This window comes from Streptomyces sp. SAI-135, from assembly GCF_029893805.1.
Lineage (GTDB): Bacteria > Actinomycetota > Actinomycetes > Streptomycetales > Streptomycetaceae > Streptomyces.
Window position 1 is genome coordinate 7,410,057 of the sequence record NZ_JARXYP010000002.1, and the last position, 16,885, is coordinate 7,426,941.

Sequence of the window (16,885 nt, forward strand, 5' to 3'; positions counted from 1 at the left end):
CCAAACCTCAGGATCGTGTGACAGGCGCGACCCGCGCGGGCGCCCATGGGCAGGCGGCTCCGTGGGTACTCGGACCGGCGAGGGACGCGCCAGGCGCGGGGAGACGAGACGGCGGACAGCGCCTTGCGGAGGTGACCATGCGGACCGACCCGGAGGGCCACGGCCCCGTCCGCTACGGCCCTCCACTGCCGGACGACGGGCTGCCCGTCCTGCCGGAGCTCACCGCCGTCCTCGCCGCCGCGGCCGCACGCCCCCGCGCCGAACCCGTCGGCGGCGGCACCGCGCTCCTGGAGGCCGCCCGCGGCTACGCGGCCCGGCGTGGCCTGCCCACCGAACATGACCACGTGGCAGCCGCCCCCGGCGCCCCCGCCCTCCTGCTCGCCCTGACCGCCGCGCTCGGCGGCGACGTCCTGGTGCCCCGCCCCTGTGCCGCCTGGTGGGCGCCCTACGCACGCCTGTTGGGCAGACCCGTCTTCCACGTGGCGACACCGGCCGAGTGCGGCGGTGTCCCGGATCCGTACGCCCTGCTGGAGACCGTGCGCCGGGTGCGCGCCGAGGGCGGTGACCCACGGCTGCTGGTGCTGTCCGTCGCCGACGACCCCACCGCCACCGTCGCCCCGCCCGAGGTGCTGCACGAGACCGTCGAGGCCGCCGCGGGCGAGGGCCTGCACCTGGTCAGCGACGAGACCTGGCGCGACACCGTGCACGCCCCGCACGAGACGGTCCTGCTCAGCCCCGCCGAGATGCTGCCCGACCGGGTCACCGTCGTCACCGACCTGGCCGGAAGCCTGCTCCCGGCCGGCTGGCCCGCCGCCTTCGCCCGCTTCCCGGCCAACGGCAGCGGTGACGGCCTGCGGGCCCGCGTGCTGGACATCCTGACCGCCCTCGGCGCCCGCATCGCCGCCCCGGTCGCCGCGGCCGCCGCCCACGCCCTCACCGAGCCCGAACCGGTCACCGCCCGCCGCACCGCCGTAGGACACCTCCACGCGCGCGTGGCCGCCGCCGCGCACTCCGTGGTCGTCGGCGCGGGCGCGCTCTGCAGGCCCCCACGGGCCGGCCGCCACCTCTACGCCGACCTCGGCCCGCTGCGGCCCGCGCTGGCCGCCCAGGGTGTCGGCGACGCCCAGGACCTGGAGGACTTCCTCACCGCCCGGCTCGGCATGCCCGCACCCGGCGGCCACCGCTTCGGCGACGACCTCGGCGCGCTGCGCGTACGGCTGTCCACCGGGCCCCTGCTCGGCGGCAGCGAAGCGGAGCGCGCGGAATGCCTCACGTCACCCGCGCCGTTGGAACTGCCACATGTGCAACGCGCGTTGAACACCCTGGAGTCGGTCTTCGACGATCTCCGCGACGACGCTCAGCGATGGGAGCCTCCTCGATGACGCAGCAGTCCGAGTCGACCACGAGCACACGAGTGGCCGACGAGACCCCGGCCCTCTCCTCCTTCGCACCCGCGTCCCCGCCGCTCGCCGAACCCCGCCCGCTGGGGGAGCGCAGAGTCTGGCCGAAGTCCTTCCACGACCGGCTGACCGCCCCGCTGCCCGGACTGAAGGCCATGGCCCGCTTCGCCCGCGAGGGCGCGGTGCGGCCCGGACCCGAGGGCCTCGCCGACATCCCGAAGCTGCCCTACGCCCCCGCCCCGCTGCCCGCCGTCGACTCCCGCACGGTCGCCGTATCCTGGGCGGGACACGCCAGTTGGGTGGTGCGGATCGGCGGCCTGACCGTCCTCACCGACCCGGTCTGGTCCCGTCGCATCCTCGGCACCCCGGCCCGCATCACCCCCGTCGGCGTCGACTGGGAGGCACTGCCGCGGATCGACGCGGTCGTCATCAGCCACAACCACTACGACCACCTGGACGCCCCCACCCTGCGCCGCCTGCCGCGCGACACCCCGGTCTTCGTCCCGGCCGGCCTGGCCCGCTGGTTCCACCGCCGCCGCTTCACCGCGGTGACCGAGCTCGACTGGTGGGAGGCGGCCGAACTGGACGGCGTCCGCTTCGACTTCGTCCCCGCCCACCACTGGTCCAAGCGCTCCCTCACCGACACCTGCCGCACGCTGTGGGGCGGCTGGGTCCTCACCGCCCGGGACGGGCAGCGGGTCTACTTCGCCGGGGACACGGGCTACGGCCACTGGTTCTCCCGCATCGGCCGGCGCTACCCCGGCATCGACCTCGCCCTGTTGCCCATCGGGGCCTACGACCCCCGCTGGTGGCTCAGCGACGTGCACTGCGACCCCGAGGAGGCGGTGCGGGCGGCCCAGGACCTCGGCGCGAGGAGGATGGCGCCGATGCACTGGGCCACGTTCGTGCTGTCGGCGGAACCGGTCCTGGAACCGCTCACACGGGTGCGGGAGGCCTGGGAGAAGGCGGGCTTGGACCGCGAGGACCTGTGGGACCTGCCCATCGGCGGCTCACGGGTCCTGGAACGCCCTTAGGGGGCGGGGCTTGTAGTCAGGTGCGGCTGTGCCGCGCCGGCGCGACCGGCCCCCGCGGACCGGCACCCCCGCGACGAACCCTCACTCCCCGGCCCGGACCCGCTTCCACACACTCGGCGCCGCGCTGATCGCCAAGGTCAGCGCGACCGCCGCCAGCACGCCCTCCCAGGGCTCCTTGAACAGCGAGCCGCCGAGGATCCCGATCAGCTGGTACGTCACGGCCCACGCCAGACAGGCCGGCAGGTTCCCCCGCACGAACCGCCGCAGCGGCCACTCGGCCATGAGACAGGCCAGCATCACCGGGATCCGCCCCGCCGGCACCAGCCGGGACAGCACCAGCACGGCCACCCCGTGGTCCGTCAGCTTCCCCTGCGCCTGTTCGAGCCGGTCCTCCGGCGCCCGGGACCGTATCGCCTCCAGCCAGCGCGACCCGTTCTTCGACTTCATCCCGCGCCGCCCCAGCCAGTACAGGGTGATGTCCCCGAGGAACGCCGCGAGCGAGGCCGTGGCGAACAGCAGCAGAAGGGTCAGCGGAGCCGCCCGGTGGAAGGCCACCACGGCGGCCGAACTCACCAGCGCTCCCGTGGGCACCACCGGGACCAGGGCCCCCAGAAACACCAGCAGGAACAAGGTCGGGTACCCGATCGCCTGCCCCGCGGCCCCGGATGTCGCCCCCGTGGTGGCGGCTGCGAGCCAGGTCACCGGGCGACCTCCAGCCGCACGCTCTCCCCGTGCTCCAGCCGGTGCACGTCCACGCCCGGCGCGAACCGGGCCGCCAGCCGCTCGAACTCCGCGCCCGGCGCGTGGAATTCGTGCGGCCGTACCGCGTCCATCCCGATCGGCCAGTACGTCCCGTAGTGCACCGGCACCGCACTGCGCGGCCCCAGCCGGGCCAGCGCCTGGGCCGCGCGCCCCGCGTCCAGATGCCCCTCCCCGAGATACGGCCCCCATCCGCCGACCGGCAGCAGCGCCACGTCGACCGGTCCGACCTCCTCGGCCATGTCGTCGAACAGCCCGGTGTCCCCGGCGAAGTACGTCCGCGCCGAGCCCTCGACGACGTAACCGAGCGCGGGGGAGCGGTGCGGACCGACCGGCAGCCGCCGCCCGTCGTGCCACGCGGGCACCACGCGTATCAGCAGGTCGCCGACGCGCCGCTGGTCGCCGGGCACCACCTCGTCCACCGTGAGGTGGGTGAGCCGGCGCAGCCCCGGCACCTGGCGTGGTGCGCCCCGGGGCACGAGCAGGCGCGTGCCGGGCTCCAGCCGCGCCAGCGAGGGCACGTGCAGATGGTCGGCGTGCAGATGGGAGACCAGGACGACGTCCGCGCGCCGGGCGCCGGGCGGGGGCACCGCACCGCGGCGCCGGCGCAGATGCGCGAGCCGGCGGGCGAACAGAGGGTCGGTGAGCACACGTACGGCCGAATCCGTGACCGTGCAGGTGGCGTGGCCCCACCAGGTGATCTCCACCGGCACCTCTTTGCCTCCTTCGCGCGACTCCCCGAAGCCTACGGGCTGGAGTAGGGTCGGCGGCGAAACCCGGAGGTGAGGGGGACACCATGGGAGCGTTCCGCGTCACGGCGATCGCGAGTCTGACGCCGCTGGAGGAACTCGACGCCGATCCCTTCCTGGTGGACTCGCGCAGCCAGCACGCCATGTGTGCGCGCTGGGCCGCGGAGCGGGGGTACACCGTGCGGCGGGAGCTGCTGGTGCGCGGCCTGCGTGCCGACCACTGCGTGCTGTGGGACGGGGTACGGGCGGGCCGCGACCTCTTCGTGGCGCCCAGCCGCCGGGTCCTGGAGAGCGCCCTGTCCTCCGTGGAGGAGTTCACCGCCGAGTGCGCCCGCCGCGGAGTGCGGGTCGAGACCGTCGGCTTCGCGGAACCCCTCTACGACGCCCAGATGAAGGCCAGGGTGCATCGCAGGCTGTCCATGCCGACGGCGGGATACGACGGACGCTGACTGTCCGGCCCGTATGACACGCTGGTCCCAGCGCCCGCACCGACGACGGGCCGGGACGTGAGGTGTGCGGGGCGTGGGTGCGGGGCGTTGGCGGCGGGTGGCCAGTCAGGTCGGGCGGAGCGTCACGGTGTGGGTCGTCTCCACCCTGACGATGCTGGTGCTGGCCGGCATCCTGCCGGACTTCCGGCTCCAGTCCCCGAGCGGTGACAGCGCGACCCGGATCGCGGTCACCGCCGCGTTCGGCGCCGGCGCCTTCGGTGTGCTGTCGGCCGTGGTGTGGCCGCTGCTCGTACGGCTCTTCCTGCTGGTGCCGACCCTGGTCCTCGGGCTCCTGGTCTTCTTCCTCAACGGAGCGCTGCTGCTGCTCGCGCTGCGACTGAACCCCGCCGAGCGCGGCGACGCCGCCCCGGAGACCGCGGTCGTGGTCGCCGCCGTGATGTCCGCGGTCGCCTCCGCCACCGGCGGTGCCCTCGCGGTGCGCGACGACGACGCCTACCGGCGCCGCCTGTACCGTCTCGCCGACCGCCGCCGCAGACGCGGCCCCGTCGGCCCGGCCGGCCCCGGCACGGTCTTCCTCCAGCTCGACGGCGTCGGCCACGACGTCCTGCTGGCCGCGGTCGGCGCGGGCCTGATGCCCACGATCGCCCGCTGGATCGGGCACAGCGGCACCCCGGGCCGCGCGGTGCGCCCCACCCACCGGCTCACCTCCTGGCGCACCGACTGGTCCAGCCAGACCGGCGCCAGCCAGCTCGGCATCCTGCACGGCAGCAACCACGACGTCCCGGCCTTCCGCTGGTACGAGAAGGACCGCGGCGAGGTGATGGTCTGCAACCGCCCGACCAGCGCCGTCGAACTCCAGCACCGCGCCGTGGAGCAGGCGGGCCACGGCGGACTGCTCACCGTCGACGGCGCCAGCCGCGGCAACCTCTTCTCCGGCGGCGCCGAGGAACAGGCCCTGGTGCTGTCCATCGCCACCCGCCGCCGCAGCCGCGAGACCCGCTCCCGGGCCGGCTACTTCGCCTACTTCTCCGACCCCGCCAACGCCGTGCGCACCGCCCTGTCGTTCGTCGCCGAGGTCGGCCGCGAGATCGGCCAGTCGACCCGCTCCCGGTTCCGCAAGGAGCGCCCGCGGGTGAGCCGCGGCGGCCTGTACCCGCTCGTCCGCGCCTTCGCGACCGTCGTGGAGCGCGACGTCGTGGTCGCCGCCGTCATGGGCGACATGCTCGCGGGCCGGACCGCCGTCTACGCCGACCTCGTCGCCTACGACGAGGTCGCCCACCACTCCGGGCCGACCGGCCGCGACGCCGCGAAGGTCCTGCAACGCCTGGACCGCTCGCTCGCCCTGATCGAGAACGTCGCCGAGCACGCCCCGCGCCCGTACCGGATCGTCGTCCTGTCCGACCACGGCCAGAGCCCCGGCGAGACCTTCCGCACCCGCTACGGACTCACCCTCGGCGACCTGGTCCGGGCCGGCTGCGGGCTGCCCGTGCCGCGCAGGGCCGAGCGCACCCACAGCGGGGCCGAGGCCCGCGCCGCCGTGCGTGCCGCGCTGCGCCGGCCCGGCAAGGAGGGACGCGAGGAGTACCGGCCCGCCCGCGGCTCCGAGCCGATCGTGCTGGCCTCCGGCAACCTCGGGCTGGTCTCCTTTCCCGACGTGCACCACCGCATGACCAAGGAGGAGCTGGACGCGCGCCACCCGGCCCTGCTGACCACCCTCGCCAACCATCCCGGCATCGGGTTCCTCCTGGTGCGCAGCGAGGAGCACGGCGGCGTGGTCCTCGGACCGTTCGGCACGGAGATCCCGCTGGACCGACTGGACGAGAACCCGGGGCCGTTGGCCGACTTCGGGCCCGGCGCGGTGGAGGCGGTACGCCGTACGCACACCTTTCCGCACACCGCCGACATCATGGTCAACTCCTGGTACGACCCGGCGGAGGGGGAGGTGCTGGCCTTCGAGGAGCAGATCGGGTCCCACGGCGGGCTGGGGGGTGCGCAGGCCAAGCCGTTCCTGCTGTCGCCGCTTGCCTTGTCCGCGCCGCCCGAGGAACTGGTCGGGGCGGAGGGCGTTCATCGGGTGCTGCGGCGGTGGCTCGACGAAGCGGGGGGTCCTCAAGTGCCGCTGGAGAAGGCCGAGGAGAAGGCCGCGTAGTTGTCTGGCTGCGGGCCGGTGGGGGCCGGTCGCGCCCACGCGGCGGAGCCGCACATCGATACAGCCCCGCGCCCCTGAAGAGCGCATACCCGAGCGTCGGAAAATCAGCTGCGGTCGCCCCGAGCCCCGCTCACACTGATCGAGTCATCCCGCTCTCGAACACCCCCTGGAGCCACCGCTTTGCAGGCTGCCGTCACCGTTTCGCCCTCCCGCATCCCCGACCTCCTCCTCGGCCTCGCCACCGTGCGGCCCGTCTTCGTCTGGGGCGCCCCCGGCATCGGAAAGTCCTCCCTCGTCAGGGAGTTCGCCGCCTCGCTTGGCCTGGAGTGCGTGAGTCTCATCGGTACCCAGCTCGCTCCCGAGGACCTGATCGGGGTGCCGCAGATCCGCAACGGCCGCTCGGTGTTCTGCCCGCCGGAGTCCATCGCGCGCGACGAGCCGTACTGCCTGTTCCTGGACGAGCTGAACGCGGCCACCCCCGATGTGCAGAAGGCGTTCTACTCGCTCATCCTGGACCGCCGCATCGGCGACTACGAACTTCCTCAGGGGTCCATCGTCATCGGCGCCGGCAACCGCGCCATCGACAACGCGCTGGCCCGCCCCATCGCCTCCGCCCTCGTCAACCGCCTCACCCACGTCCACCTGGAGGCGTCCGCGAAGGACTGGCTGGTCTGGGCCGCCGAGCACGACATCCACCCCTGGATCCTCGACCACCTCACCGACCGGCCCGACCACCTGTGGTCCAAGCCGCCGAAGACCGAGGAGCCCTTCTCCACGCCCCGCTCCTGGCACATGCTCTCCGACGCGCTGCACTCCTTCGGCCCGGACCTCGACGAGGAGACCCTGAAGGTCCTCGCACACGGCACGCTGACACCCCGGCACGCCACCGCGTTCTGCGGCTACGTCAAGATCGTGCGCAGCCGGTTCGGCATCGAGGCGATCATCAAGGGCGACGCCCGCTGGCCGAACCGCCTGGAGGACCGCGACCTGCTCTACTACCTCGCCGAGTCCTTCCGCGGCCGCCTGGTCAAGGAACTCCCCGTCAGCAAGGAGCACATGTCGGCGAACGGCCGGCAGACCGCCTACCGCGCCAAGTCGCTGCTGGTCCAGCTCGCCGAGATCTCCGTCGAGGTGGCCCAGACCGTCATCGCCGAGGGCGACGACGGCAACCCCGTCCTGCCGTCCTGGTTCCTCGTCGAGGCCGCCCGGGACATGCCCCGCCTGGTGGAGGCGCGGCGGTGAGCCGCGGCCCCGAAAAGAAGAAGAAGCGGGACCTCGCCGGTGAGGCGTTCGCCGAGGGGATGCGGCTGCTCAAGGCCAACCCGGCCCTCGCGGCCGTCGAGTTCGACGTGTGCCGCAGGGAGGACTGCCGCTTCGCACCCCGCGACGGCCTCGTGGTGGTGGACTCCGACGGGGACCTGCACGTCCACCCCCACCGCCTCGCCGAACCGGCCGCCTGGGCCTGGGCGCTGGCCCACGCCGTCCTCCACCTCGGCTTCGGACACGTCCCCGCCGTGAAGGGCGAACGCACCCAGCCCGACCGCTTCGACCTCGCCGCCCGCTGTGTCGTCGTCAACCGCTTCCTGCTCGGCTTCACCGTCGGCCGGACCCCCGAGCACCTGCCCGCCTCCTACCCCGACGGCGACGAGGAGCAGCTCGCCGCCCGCTGGCGGCGCGACGGCATCCCCGCCGTCTACGAGCACTGCGGCACCGCGGGCCCCGAGCCCGACCAGCTGCTGCTGCGGTGGTCCGGCTGGTCCCAGCCCCCCGACTGGCAGCTGGCGTTCGCGACCGCCCTGACCCGGACCGTGTCCGCGGCGATGGACATGGCGGGCGGCCGCCGCGACTCCCTCGACGGCGAGCTGCCCGAGCGGCGTCCCTGGCAGCGGGCACTGAGCTGGTTCGTCTCCTCCTACCCGCTGCTCGGCGGCATCGCGGCCGGCATCACGCTGGTCGCCGACGCCGAACTCGCCCGCGCCCACGGCATATCGATCGCCGCCGTCGACACCGAGGCCGCCGAGATCTACATCAACCCGCTGCGCCGCTTCGACGACGAGGAATGGCGGTTCGTCCTCGCCCACGAGATGCTGCACGCCGCCCTGCGCCACGGCGACCGCTGCGGCACCCGCGACCCCTACCTCTTCAACGTCGCCTGCGACTACGTCATCAACGGCTGGCTGAACGAGATGCAGATCGGCACCATGCCCGAGGGCCTGCTCCACGACCCCGGGCTCACCGGCCTGTCCGCCGAGGAGGTCTACGACCGCATCGCCGGCGACCTGCGCCGCATGCGCAGGCCGGCCACCCTCCGCGGCAAGGGCGCCGGCGACATCCTGGGCGGTCCGCTCGGCTCGCCCCGCGACTACGTCGACCTCGACGAGTTCTACCGCCGCGGTCTCGCCCAGGGCCTGGACCTGCACCAGCGGCAGGAGCGCGGCTTCCTGCCCGGCGGCCTGGTCGAGGAGATCCGCGCCCTCAGCCACCCGCCGCTGCCGTGGGACGCCCGACTCGCCCGCTGGTTCGACGAGTTCGTGCCCAGCCCGCAGCCCGTGCGGTCCTACGCCCGACCCGCGCGCCGCCAGTCCTCCACCCCCGACATCCCGCGCGCCGGCCGGTACTTCCCGCCCGAGGAGATCGCCCGCTGCACCTTCGGCGTGGTCCTGGACACCTCCGGCTCGATGAACCGCACCCTGCTCGGCAAGGCCCTCGGCGCGATCGCCTCGTACGCCGAGGCCAGGGACGTCCCCGCCGCCCGGGTCGTGTTCTGCGACGCGGCCCCGCACGACGCCGGCTATCTGCCCGTCACCGAAATCGCCGAGCGGGTCCGGGTGCACGGCCGCGGCGGCACCGTCCTGCAGCCCGGCATCGACCTGCTGCACCGCGCGGACGACTTCCCCGCGGGTGCGCCCGTGCTGGTGATCACCGACGGCTGGTGCGATGTGCTGCGGGTCCGGCGCGAGCACGCCTATCTGATCCCGCAGGGCGCCCGGCTGCCGTTCACCGCACGGGGACCGGTCTTCCGCGTGAGCTGAGCCGTAGTGTGATCGGATGGATCCCGCACCCCCGTCCGCGGGACCACACGAAAGGACTGACCGTGGCTACCACGCGCTCCGCACACACCGTCTGGGAAGGCAACCTCCTCGAGGGGAGCGGTGTCGTCAACTTCGACTCCTCCGGCGCCATCGAGGCCCAGCCGGTCACGTGGGCCTCACGCTCCCAGGACGCGAACGGCAAGACCAGCCCCGAGGAGCTGATCGCCGCCGCGCACTCCAGCTGCTTCTCCATGGCGCTGTCGCACGCCCTGAACGGCGCGGGCACCCCGCCCACCAAGCTCGTCACCTCGGCCGACGTCACCTTCCAGCCGGGCGAGGGCATCACGGGCATCCACCTCACCGTCGAGGGCACCGTGCCGGGCCTGGACGAGGAGGGCTTCGCCGCGGCCGCCGCCGACGCCAAGACCAACTGCCCGGTCAGCCAGGCCCTGAAGTCGGTCCCGATCACGCTGGACGCGAAGCTGGCCTGACCCGAAGGCGCCCGACCGCGCAGGCCGCCTGTCCGGGGCGGCCTGCGCGCGGCGCGGTGCGGCGACGGATTCGGCCGGTGCGGGAGGAGACGCGATGATTCCGGGAACGGCAGGCGGTACGGCGGCACTCGACTCCGGCACGCGTGCACTGACCCGTGTCGTCGTGCTGTTCAGCCTCACCGGCCGGCTGGAGGCGGCGCGCCCCGGGCTGGGCAGCCTCGTCGACACCTTCGACTTCGGCCGCTTCGCCCTGCACCTGACGTCCAGCGAGGGGGTGCTTCCCGTGCCGGTGCTCGTCGAGGACGTGCCGCCCGAGCAGCTGCGGCTGCCGCACGGCGATCACGGACTCGACCTCGCCACCGCCCAGATCGCCGTCCTCGCCACCCCCCGCGGGGACATCACCCTGGCCCTGGACTGCGGCTTCGCCGGACACACGCCGCCCGCCGCCCTCGCCGCCTGGCTCGCCGACAGCTGCTTCGACCGGGACCGGATCACGCTCGGCCCCACGGCCCTGCTCGACGCCCTGAGCGGACGGCTCGCCCCGCGCGAACCGCTCGCCTTCGGCCAGAACGTCCACCAACTCGTCTTTCCCGGCGGGGACCTGGAGAGCGACCTGCTGGACCCCGACGAGAGCCGCCTGCCCGCCCTGCTCAACGAGCTGGTGTACCGCGGCCGGCTCACCGCCTCCGAGCCGCCCCACCTCAGGAGGAACGGCCGCACGCTCTCCGCGCACGGCCGCGGGGTCTCCGTCCACGCCGGCTGGGCCGGGCACGTGGAGAACGGCCTGATCCTGGTCGCCGTGGGCATGATCTCCGCCCTCGCCGTCCTCCAGCGCACCAGGCTGGCCGCCTTCGAGACCATGCGCGCCAACGAACAGGCCTCGGCGAGCTCGCCCTACGAGATCCGTTCGCTGATCTCCCGGCTGTCGGCGGGGGTCAACGAGCTCCAACTCGACCTGGCCTTCGGTGTGGAGGCGTACGTCGACAGCCTGCTGATCCCGGAGATGGTCATGGAGGCCTTCCAGTCCTCCCTGCGCGACGCCTTCGGCATCCGGGACAGCCTGGACAACTCGGCCCGCATGGTGGAGCGGCTGACCTCCGTGATCAGCGCCCGCTCGGCGGCCCTGAACGCCGAGCTCTCGGAGCGCGACGACCGCAGGGACCGTACGGTCTCCGCGCTGGTGGCGATCGCCACGCTGATCGCGTTGCCGCCGACGCTCCTGCTCGCGTTCTTCGGCGCCAACGCCACGACCGTGAACGCCCACCGGTCCATCTTCGACGCGCGCTACCTCCCGGCGTACCTCCTGGCCTGGGTGCCCTTCCTCGTGCTCGCCGTGGTCGGCTACGTGCGGACGGCCCGCATCGGCCGGCGCTCCGGCTCGCTGCTGACCCCGCCCGCCCCGGTGCCCGCCCCGCGCCCGCCGTCCGGAAGCTGACCGCCGTATGCCCCGACGACCCGCCGTCTCCGCTCACCGCGGCGGATCCGAGCGCGCCGGTCCGGCGACCCGGGAGGCGTACGAGGACGCGGTCCGGTCCGGCGCGGACTACGCCGAGTTCGACATCCGTCGTACGGCCGACGGCGTCTTCGTCGTCTACCACGACCCCCGCGTGGGGCCTGCCGGCCCCCTGACCGCCGAGATCACCCACGCCGAGCTCAGCGAGCGTGCCGGGTACGCGGTGCCGGCCGTCGACGAGGTCATGTCCCTGATCGCGGGGAGGCTGGTCGGGCACCTGGACCTGAAGGAGACCGGCTACGAGCGGGAGCTGATCGACCGTGCGATCGCCCTGCTGGGCGTGGACGGCTTCATCGCCACGACCCTGGAGGACCGCTCCGTCGCGGCGATCGCGCGGGCCTTCCCGCGGGTGCGTACGGCGTTGTCCCTGGGGCGGGACGGTCGGGAGATCGCCCGGTCCCGGCTGGCCGGTGTGCGGCTCAGCGAGCTCCTGCCGATGCGCCGGGTGCGCGCCTGCGGCGCGAGCGGGGTCGCCGTGCACCAGCGGCTCGCCCGGGCCAACGTGCTGCGCGAGGCGGTCCGGCACGACCTGTTCACCATGGTCTGGACGGTCAACGACGACCCCCTCATGAGGGCGTTCCTCGACCATCCCCGCGTCGACGTGCTGGTCACCGACCGGCCGCGGCGGGCCGTCGCGCTCCGCGGGGGACCGCACGAGAGGCCCGAGCCGGGGTACTCGTCCCACTGAGCAGGGCCCACCCGCACCATTGACAAGAGCGCACTCAAGTTTTGTGCTGGAGTGGGGGAAGGCTCTCTGGTGGACATCCCTGGCGGAAGGGGACGGCGATGGGACGTGCGGTCGGGATCGATCTCGGTACCACGAACTCGGTGGTGGCCGTGCTGGAGGGCGGTGAACCCACGGTGGTGGCCAACGCGGAGGGGGCCAGGACCACACCGTCGGTCGTGGCCTTCGCCAAGAACGGCGAGGTCCTGGTGGGCGAGGTCGCCAAGCGGCAGGCCGTGACCAACGTCGAGCGCACCGCGCGCTCGGTGAAACGGCACATGGGCGACGGCAGCTGGCGCTTCCCGGACCAGGGTTCGGTCGACGGCACCCGGTACCGGGCGCAGGAGCTGTCCGCGCGGGTCCTGCAGAAGCTGAAGCGGGACGCCGAGTCCTATCTCGGCGAGGACGTCACCGAAGCCGTCATCACGGTGCCCGCCTACTTCGACGACACCCAGCGCCAGGCCACCAAGGAGGCCGGGGAGATCGCCGGCCTCAACGTCCTGAGGATCATCAACGAGCCCACGGCGGCGGCGCTGGCGTACGGCCTCGACCGGGGCGAGGAGCAGACGGTCCTGGTCTTCGACCTCGGCGGCGGCACCTTCGACGTCTCCCTGCTGGAGATCGGCGACGGGGTCATCGAGGTCAAGGCGACCAACGGCGACACGCATCTGGGCGGCGACGACTGGGACCACCGGATCGTGGAGCACCTGGTCAAACGCTTCAAGGGGCAGTACGGCGTCGACCTCGGCAACGACAAGATGGCGCTGCAGCGGCTGCGCGAGGGGGCCGAGAAGGCGAAGATCGAGCTGTCGTCGTCCTCCGAGACCACGATCAACCTGCCCTACATCACCGCCTCCGCCGAGGGCCCCCTGCACCTCGACGAGAAGCTGACCCGCGCGCAGTTCCAGGAACTCACCGCGGATCTGCTGGACCGCTGCAAGACCCCGTTCCACCAGGCGGTCAAGGACGCGGGCATCAAGCTGTCCGCGGTCGACCACGTGATCCTCGTCGGCGGTTCGACACGGATGCCCGCGGTGACCGAGCTGGTCAAGGAGCTCACCGGCAAGGACCCGCACAAGGGGGTCAACCCCGACGAGGTCGTGGCGGTCGGGGCGGCGCTCCAGGCGGGTGTCATCCGCGGTGACGTGAAGGACGTGCTGCTGCTCGACGTGACCCCGCTGTCCCTGGGGATCGAGACCAAGGGCGGCATCATGACCAAGCTCATCGAGCGCAACACCACGATCCCCACCCGCCGTTCGGAGATCTTCACGACGGCCACCGACAACCAGCCCTCGGTGGGCATCCAGGTCTACCAGGGCGAACGCGAGATCGCCGCGTACAACAAGAAGCTCGGCGTCTTCGACCTCACGGGGCTGCCGCCGGCGCCCCGGGGCGTCCCCCAGATCGAGGTGGCCTTCGACATCGACGCCAACGGGATCATGCATGTCTCGGCGAAGGACCTGGCGACCGGGCGCGAGCAGAAGATGACGGTGACCGGCGGATCGGCGCTCCCCAAGGACGACATCGACCGCATGATGCGGGAGGCCGAGCAGTACGCCGAGGAGGACCGGGGGCGCCGGGAGGCCGCCGAGACCCGCAACCAGGCCGAGCAACTCGTCTACCAGACCGAGAAGTTCGTCCGCGAGAACGGCGACAAGGTGCCCGCCGACACCAAGGCGGAGGTCGAGTCGGCGGTCGCCGAGCTGAAACGGCTCCTGGAGGAGAACGCCGACACGAACACGCTCCGGGGCGGTGTCGAGAAACTCGCCTCCGTCAGCCAGAAGATGGGCCAGGCGATGTACGCCCAGGCCCAGCAGCATTCCCCGCAGGACGAACCGGCCTCCCCGCCGCACGAGGAGGAGGGCGTGGTCGACGCGGAGATCGTGGACGACGAGAAGGACCACAAGGGCGGGGCTGCCTGAGTCACACGTGTGTGGTCATGAGCGCTCCCGGGCCGGTGCGGTCGGCAGGGTGGCGCACACGGCGTCGAGAACGGTCGCGTACGGAGTGCCGAAGTCGGTGAGCCGGGAACGGAGTTGCTCCAGGCCGTCGCGGTGCTCGGTGAGCAGGCCGAGGTCCCCGGTGCGGGCCGCGAACTCCAGCACCGCGGGGAGGAAGTCCGGCAGTTCCTCACCGGTGAGCTCCAGCCCGGCGGCCCGGTAGACCGCCTTGAAGCGCACCAGCGACATCCCGCGCCGCCGGGTGCCGCCGTCCTGCCACCGGCTCAGGTACAGACTGTGCCGGTTCTCGCAGTCGAAGACCTGCACGTAGTGCGCGGCCAGCTCCCGCGCGGGCGTCACCGCCGCGTGGTCGACGAACTCCCTCAGCTGCGGGGCCGCTTCCCGCAGCAGCGGCAGCCGCGCACGGAAGTCGTCGTCGGGATACGTCAGGCAGAGCGCCGCCGCCTGGTAGAGCACTGCGTCCGAGGGCATCAGGCCTCCTCCGCGTCGTCCGGCTTGTCCGAGCGGCCCGTCCCCCCCGGTGCCGGGCCCGACCGCGTCGAGCTGGGAGACGGCCCGTGCGACAGGGGAGCCGTCGCCGGGCGGGGCGTCGGTGAGCCGCCCTGCCGGGCCGGAAGAACCGCCCGGCCCGCAGCAACGCCGCGCCGGGCTCCCTCGGCGGCATCCGGGTGTCGGTCACGTGCGCTCCCTTGCCTGCCCGCGGCTCGCTTCGAACCTAGGGCGGGGCGCGGGAGCGCACCCGTTCACGGCACCCGTACGGGTCAGACCTTGCGGGCGACCCCCGCGTACACCGGCACGATGCCCTCCGCCTGGGCCGCCACGTCCTCGGGAGCCGGACGCCAGCCCGACACCGGGATCACCCCGGGCCCGAGCAGCTCCAGACCCTCGAAGAAGCGGGAGAACTCCGCGAGCGAGCGGGGGAAGAAGGGGGTGCCGCTGCGGCGGAACTGCTCGGCGGCCTTCTCGATGGCCGTGGGGCTCAGGTCGGGCGTGACCTGGGAGAGGATCAGGTAACTGCCCGGGGCGAGCGTGTCGACGTAGCGTGCGACGAGCCCGTACACGTCGTCGTCCAGGTAGTGGGTGAGCGCGACCAGGGACAGCGCGACGGGCTGCGTGAAGTCCAGGGACTCGCGCGCCCGGCCCAGCAGGGTGTCGATGTCACGGACGTCGGCCTCGACGTAGTCCGTGGCGCCCTCCGCGGACCCGTGCAGCAGCGCCTGCGCGTGCCGCAGCACGATCGGGTCGTTGTCCGCGTACACCACCTTCGCCTCGGGGGCGACGCCCTGTGCGACCTGGTGCAGGTTGGGCTCGGTGGGGATGCCCGTGCCGATGTCCAGGAACTGCCGTATCCCGGCCTCCGCGGCGGTGCGCACGGCCCTGGTCATGAAGCGGCGGTTGGCGCGCGCCCCGCGCAGCACCGTGCCGTCCACCTCCAGGATCCGGCGCGCGAGCGCCTCGTCCACCGGGTAGTTGTCCTTGCCGCCCAGCCACCAGTCGTACACCCGCGCCGGGTGCGGGCGGCTCGTGTCGATTCTGGGCGCGTCGGATCCGGTCATGCGCGGTCTTCTCCCCTGTGTCGTGATGCCTGTGCTCAGAAGTCCTCGCGGCGCTCCCGCAGCAGTTTCTTCGTGCGCTCGGCCGACGCGGCCCGCGCCGACATGTGGTCCAGGACCTCCAGGTGCGTGGCGACCTCCTGGCGGGAGTCGAGGTACAGCGCACCGGTCAGGTACTCGGTGAAGACCAGGTCGGGCAGCTCCGGCTCGGTGAAGCGGAACAGCGAGAAGGGTGCGTACGTCCCCGGGTGCGGGCCGTCCTCGAACTCGCAGACCTGGAGCGTGACCCGGTCGCGCTCGGCGAACTCCAGGAGTTTGTCGAGCTGTTCGCGCATCACCTCGGAACGGATGCTGACCGGGCGGCGCAGCACCGTCTCGTCCATGATCGCCCACAGATGGGGCGGGTTCGGGCGCTCCAGCAGCCGCTGCCTGGCCATGCGCAGCGACACGTGCCGCTCCAGCGCGTCCGGGCCCGCCTGCCCGATCGTCCCGGCCGTCATGACGGCACGCGCGTAGTCCTCGGTCTGGAGCAGACCGGGGACGAAGTGCGGCTCGTAGGAGCGGATGATCCCGGCCGCGCCCTCCAGGCTCACGTACAGGCTGAACCACTCGGGCAGCACATCGTGGAACCGCTGCCACCAGCCCGGCTTGTTGGCCTCCTCGGCCAGCTGGACGAAGGCCTCGACCTGCTCCTCCGGCACCCCGTACGTCTCCAGGAGCACCTGGACATACGGGATCTTCAGTGCCACTTCGGCCATTTCCATGCGCCGCACGGTGGCGGGGGCCACTCGCAGTACCTGCGCGGCCTCCTCGCGCTTGAGGCCGGCCGCCTCCCGCAGTTCCTGAAGCCGTCTGCCGAGCACCACCTGGCCCACGGTCGGCGCAGGCCGCCGCTCACTCACGCCACGCCTCCCCTACGCGTCGAAGCTTGCGTGCAGTGTGCCATGTTCCGGTGCCGGTCTCACCGGTCACGACCGCTTCCTTCCTTACCTCCCGGGTCATCGACGGCGGGCCGGGCGGCCGGGATCGTGGTGCTCAAGGGTTCCGGGCCGGCGCACTCCGGTCCGGGAC

The 16,885-nt window shown here is 73.0% G+C and carries 15 protein-coding genes; 10 read left to right on the forward strand and 5 right to left on the reverse strand.

Annotation, left to right across the window (positions count from 1 at the left end):
- The first annotated feature begins 137 nt into the window (after positions 1 to 137).
- Both M2163_RS37890 and M2163_RS37895 read left to right on the forward strand, forming a co-directional pair.
- Positions 138 to 1,382 carry an aminotransferase class I/II-fold pyridoxal phosphate-dependent enzyme gene (locus M2163_RS37890; RefSeq protein ID WP_280896241.1) on the forward strand — a complete coding sequence of 415 codons (1,245 nt, stop codon included), beginning with the start codon at positions 138 to 140 and terminating at the stop codon, positions 1,380 to 1,382.
- Positions 1,379 to 2,434, forward strand: coding sequence for an MBL fold metallo-hydrolase (locus tag M2163_RS37895; RefSeq protein ID WP_280896242.1), 1,056 nt, complete (start codon positions 1,379 to 1,381; stop codon positions 2,432 to 2,434). Before M2163_RS37890 ends, M2163_RS37895 begins: the two co-directional genes overlap by 4 nt.
- Before the next feature lie 81 nt (positions 2,435 to 2,515).
- Here M2163_RS37895 and M2163_RS37900 read toward each other — a convergent pair whose 3' ends face one another.
- The gene (locus M2163_RS37900) at positions 2,516 to 3,136 is read right to left on the reverse strand and encodes a VTT domain-containing protein (protein ID WP_280848400.1); all 621 of its coding nucleotides are present in this window, start codon (positions 3,134 to 3,136) and stop codon (positions 2,516 to 2,518) included.
- Positions 3,133 to 3,906, reverse strand: coding sequence for an MBL fold metallo-hydrolase (locus M2163_RS37905; protein WP_280896243.1), 774 nt, complete (start codon positions 3,904 to 3,906; stop codon positions 3,133 to 3,135). The genes M2163_RS37900 and M2163_RS37905 overlap by 4 nt, the downstream gene beginning before the upstream one ends.
- A gap of 83 nt (positions 3,907 to 3,989) precedes the next feature.
- Here M2163_RS37905 and M2163_RS37910 point away from each other — a divergent pair, with 83 nt between their 5' ends.
- From M2163_RS37910 to dnaK, 8 genes are all read left to right on the forward strand, one after another.
- Positions 3,990 to 4,391 carry a hypothetical protein gene (locus M2163_RS37910; protein WP_280848398.1) on the forward strand — a complete coding sequence of 134 codons (402 nt, stop codon included), beginning with the start codon at positions 3,990 to 3,992 and terminating at the stop codon, positions 4,389 to 4,391.
- 64 nt (positions 4,392 to 4,455) lie between these two features.
- Complete coding sequence (locus tag M2163_RS37915; RefSeq protein WP_280896244.1) at positions 4,456 to 6,540, forward strand: phage holin family protein; 2,085 nt, start codon at positions 4,456 to 4,458, stop codon at positions 6,538 to 6,540.
- A gap of 180 nt (positions 6,541 to 6,720) precedes the next feature.
- Positions 6,721 to 7,782: a MoxR family ATPase gene (locus M2163_RS37920; protein WP_280896245.1), complete on the forward strand. Its 1,062-nt coding sequence runs from the start codon at positions 6,721 to 6,723 to the stop codon at positions 7,780 to 7,782.
- Positions 7,779 to 9,572, forward strand: coding sequence for a hypothetical protein (locus M2163_RS37925; protein ID WP_280896246.1), 1,794 nt, complete (start codon positions 7,779 to 7,781; stop codon positions 9,570 to 9,572). Before M2163_RS37920 ends, M2163_RS37925 begins: the two co-directional genes overlap by 4 nt.
- A gap of 62 nt (positions 9,573 to 9,634) precedes the next feature.
- Complete coding sequence (locus M2163_RS37930) at positions 9,635 to 10,063, forward strand: OsmC family protein (RefSeq protein ID WP_280896247.1); 429 nt, start codon at positions 9,635 to 9,637, stop codon at positions 10,061 to 10,063.
- Between the two features lie 94 nt (positions 10,064 to 10,157).
- Positions 10,158 to 11,498: a hypothetical protein gene (locus M2163_RS37935; RefSeq protein WP_280896248.1), complete on the forward strand. Its 1,341-nt coding sequence runs from the start codon at positions 10,158 to 10,160 to the stop codon at positions 11,496 to 11,498.
- A 7-nt stretch (positions 11,499 to 11,505) separates the two neighbouring features.
- Positions 11,506 to 12,264, forward strand: coding sequence for a glycerophosphodiester phosphodiesterase family protein (locus M2163_RS37940; RefSeq protein ID WP_280896249.1), 759 nt, complete (start codon positions 11,506 to 11,508; stop codon positions 12,262 to 12,264).
- A 98-nt stretch (positions 12,265 to 12,362) separates the two neighbouring features.
- Positions 12,363 to 14,222 (forward strand): molecular chaperone DnaK, encoded by a 1,860-nt coding sequence (gene dnaK, locus M2163_RS37945; protein ID WP_280896250.1) that lies wholly within the window; start codon positions 12,363 to 12,365, stop codon positions 14,220 to 14,222.
- Between the two features lie 15 nt (positions 14,223 to 14,237).
- On the opposite strand, the gene narJ is transcribed toward dnaK, so the two are convergent.
- From narJ to M2163_RS37960, 3 genes are all read right to left on the reverse strand, one after another.
- Entirely contained in the window at positions 14,238 to 14,732 is a 495-nt protein-coding gene (narJ, locus tag M2163_RS37950; RefSeq protein ID WP_280848390.1) for a nitrate reductase molybdenum cofactor assembly chaperone, read from the reverse strand.
- Positions 14,733 to 15,022: 290 nt separating this feature from the next.
- The gene (locus M2163_RS37955) at positions 15,023 to 15,817 is read right to left on the reverse strand and encodes an SAM-dependent methyltransferase (protein WP_280896251.1); all 795 of its coding nucleotides are present in this window, start codon (positions 15,815 to 15,817) and stop codon (positions 15,023 to 15,025) included.
- 35 nt (positions 15,818 to 15,852) lie between these two features.
- Entirely contained in the window at positions 15,853 to 16,716 is an 864-nt protein-coding gene (locus M2163_RS37960) for a helix-turn-helix transcriptional regulator (RefSeq protein WP_280848388.1), read from the reverse strand.
- Positions 16,717 to 16,885: the final 169 nt, after the last annotated feature.

Bases quoted from the DNA above. Each gene is read 5' to 3' on its own strand.
- M2163_RS37890 (WP_280896241.1), top strand. From the start codon at position 138: ATGCGGACCGACCCGGAGGGCCACGGCCCCGTCCGCTACGGCCCTCCA.
- M2163_RS37895 (WP_280896242.1), top strand. From the start codon at position 1,379: ATGACGCAGCAGTCCGAGTCGACCACGAGCACACGAGTGGCCGACGAG.
- M2163_RS37910 (WP_280848398.1), top strand. From the start codon at position 3,990: ATGGGAGCGTTCCGCGTCACGGCGATCGCGAGTCTGACGCCGCTGGAG.
- M2163_RS37935 (WP_280896248.1), top strand. From the start codon at position 10,158: ATGATTCCGGGAACGGCAGGCGGTACGGCGGCACTCGACTCCGGCACG.
- M2163_RS37940 (WP_280896249.1), top strand. From the start codon at position 11,506: ATGCCCCGACGACCCGCCGTCTCCGCTCACCGCGGCGGATCCGAGCGC.
- dnaK (WP_280896250.1), top strand. From the start codon at position 12,363: ATGGGACGTGCGGTCGGGATCGATCTCGGTACCACGAACTCGGTGGTG.
- narJ (WP_280848390.1), bottom strand. From the start codon at position 14,732: ATGCCCTCGGACGCAGTGCTCTACCAGGCGGCGGCGCTCTGCCTGACG.
- M2163_RS37955 (WP_280896251.1), bottom strand. From the start codon at position 15,817: ATGACCGGATCCGACGCGCCCAGAATCGACACGAGCCGCCCGCACCCG.